This window comes from Craurococcus roseus, from assembly GCF_039523795.1.
In the GTDB taxonomy this organism is placed as follows: domain Bacteria; phylum Pseudomonadota; class Alphaproteobacteria; order Acetobacterales; family Acetobacteraceae; genus Craurococcus; species Craurococcus roseus.
Genome location: NZ_BAAAFZ010000103.1, coordinates 18,924 through 20,097 on the forward strand (window position 1 = coordinate 18,924; position 1,174 = coordinate 20,097).

The following is a 1,174-nucleotide window of genomic DNA, read 5'->3' on the forward strand; positions in this document are numbered from 1 at the left end:
TTCGGCGGCGTGCGCGCGCTCACCGGACAGGGCGGCGTGGCCGAGGCGGTGCTCGCGGTGTCGCGGGCGGAGCTGGCCTTGCAGACCGCGGTCGCGGTGCGGGACCGCGTGGTGTCGGCGTACCAGGACGTGATGCGCATGCCGATCTAGGGAAGAAAACTCTGAACTTCGTAAACATGAGGAGCTGAGCCTCGTTCGATTGCCTAGGTGTGCGGTCCCGGGATGAGGTGGCGCGGGTTGATGCTGAAGATAGACGGATCCTTGGCCCAGGCGTCGCAGACGGCCTGGAACGGGGTTCGCCACCGTAGCGCCTCGAGGTGCTTGGCGAAGTTGTAAGCCGTGACGAAGGCCAGGATGTGCGCCCGCAATGCCTCCAGGTCCGGGTAGTGGGAGGCCTTGGTCGTGGCGTCCTTGACGGTGCGGTTCATCCGCTCCGCCCGACCATTGGTCCGTGGGTGGTGAGGCTTGGTCAGGCGGTGCTCGATGCCGTGCTCGCGGCAGACCCGGTCGAAGATGTGGCCCATCCAGCGCGCCGTTGGCCCGTCGCGGTACCGCGCCAGGCCGGCGAAGGCCATGCCGTTGTCGGTCAGCACGGTGTGGATCCGGCAGGGGAAGACGGCCACGACCCCGCGGAGAAAGGCGGCGCCGTTCATCTTGGCGTTGGCGTCGAAGAAGGCGACGTGGGTGAACTTCGTCACGCGGTCGATGGCGAGGAACATGTGGAGCTTGCCCTCGGCCAGGCGCAGCTCGCAAACGTCGATGTGGACGTAGCCGATCGTGGCCTCGGCGGAGCGCCCGCGCTTGGAGGCCCTCTCCGGGTCGCCCGGCAGGCGGGAGATGCCGTGGCGCTCGAGGCAGCGGTGGAGCGCGCTGCGCGAGAGCTTCGGGACGGCTTCGCGCAGGCAGCCGAGGACGTCGTCGAGCGGCAGCAGGGCGCGGCGCCGGAACTCGACGACGATGGCTTCTTCGGCTTCGGTCAGGACGGTGCTGCGGGGCTGGCGGGGCCCCATCGCGGCGTCGGCCGTGTTCGTCCGCCCGCGCCACTTGGCCACCGTCTTCGGGTCCAGCCCGTAGCGGGCGGCCAGGGCCCGGGTGCTCCCTTGCGCCGCTTGGAGTTCGGCTTGCTCTGTTGAAAGGCTCACGCCGCATCGGCGAGGAGCATGAGGCTGTGGGT

The 1,174-nt window shown here is 69.3% G+C and carries 2 protein-coding genes; one reads left to right on the forward strand and one right to left on the reverse strand.

Features of this window, described 5'->3' with window-relative positions; translation table 11 throughout:
- The first annotated feature begins 57 nt into the window (after positions 1–57).
- Positions 58–150 (forward strand): flagellar hook-basal body complex protein FliE, encoded by a 93-nt coding sequence (locus ABD067_RS24715; RefSeq protein WP_343898090.1) that lies wholly within the window; start codon positions 58–60, stop codon positions 148–150.
- A 53-nt stretch (positions 151–203) separates the two neighbouring features.
- On the opposite strand, the gene ABD067_RS24720 is transcribed toward ABD067_RS24715, so the two are convergent.
- The gene (locus ABD067_RS24720) at positions 204–1,142 is read right to left on the reverse strand and encodes an IS481 family transposase (RefSeq protein WP_343898091.1); all 939 of its coding nucleotides are present in this window, start codon (positions 1,140–1,142) and stop codon (positions 204–206) included.
- Positions 1,143–1,174: the final 32 nt, after the last annotated feature.